Raw genomic sequence first — 1,166 nt, forward strand, 5'->3', positions numbered from 1 at the left:
CTGTGACGGCGCCAGCGATTGTAATCACACTCGATATAATTAAACACCGTGCTTCGCATTATTTCACGGCTGGCGAAGTGTTCACCGTGGATGCATTCCACCTTCAGTGAGTGAAAGAAGCTTTCTGCACAGGCATTATCATAACAGCAGCCTTTTGCACTCATACTGCCGCGCAGATTATGCCGTTTCAGTAAAGTCTGGTAATCCGCTGAACAGTACTGACCGCCTCTGTCTGTATGAACAATAACCTGTTCCGGCCGCTTCCGACGCCACAGCGCCATCTGTAACGCATCGCAGACCAGCTGTGCCGTCATCCGCGAGGACATCGACCAACCGATAACTGACCGGGACCACAGGTCGATAACGACCGCAAGGTAAAGCCAGCCTTCATCTGTTCGTCAGTACGTGATGTCACCCGCCCACTTCTGGTTCGGGCCGCTGGTGATAAAGTCCTGCTTCAGCAGGTTTTCCGATACTGGCAGGCCGTGCGCACGGTAGCTGACCGGACTGAACTTCCGGCTGGCTTTTGCCCTCAGCCCCTGACGACGCAGGCTGGAGGCAACGGTTTTCACGTTGTATTGCGGCAGTTCGGCTGCAAGACGCGGCGCACCATATCGTTGTTTTGCCGCACTGAATGCCTTGCGAACAGCATTATCGCAGTTAAGACGGAACTGCTGACGCGGGCTGACCTGATAACGGCGCAGACGCCAGGCATACCAGCCGCTGCGGGCGACACGCAGAACCCGGCACATGGCCTTGATGCTGAACTCAGCCTGATATTTTTCGATAAAGACATACTTCATTTCAGGCGCTTCGCGAAGTATGTCGCGGCCTTTTGGAGAATGGCCAGCTCCTCATCCCGTTCTGCCAGCTGTCACTTTAACCGGGCATTTTCTGCGGCCAGTTCACTTTCACGGACTGAAGAGGTCATTTGTTGCTGTTGCTTGCTGCGCCAGGTATAGAGTTGAGATTCATAAAGACTGAGCTAGCGGGCAGCAGCAGCGACGCCAATGCGCTCAGCCAGTTTCAGGGCTTCATCGCGGATTCAGGCGTGTGTTGTTTACGGGGCTTCTTGCTGGTTGATGTCGATTTTGTCATGAGTCACCTCTGGTTGAGAGTTTACTCACTTAATCGCGTGTCCACTATTGCTGGGTAAGATCAGTTTG

General features: G+C 53.8%; 1 pseudogene. It reads right to left on the reverse strand.

From position 1 onward, the window contains the following. Nucleotides 1-1,098, reverse strand: a pseudogene (locus tag AU511_RS16905) (IS3 family transposase); the annotation flags it as partial. Nucleotides 1,099-1,166: the final 68 nt, after the last annotated feature.

The sequence above is a fragment of the Lonsdalea iberica genome (genome assembly GCF_002111585.1).
GTDB lineage: Bacteria > Pseudomonadota > Gammaproteobacteria > Enterobacterales > Enterobacteriaceae > Lonsdalea > Lonsdalea iberica.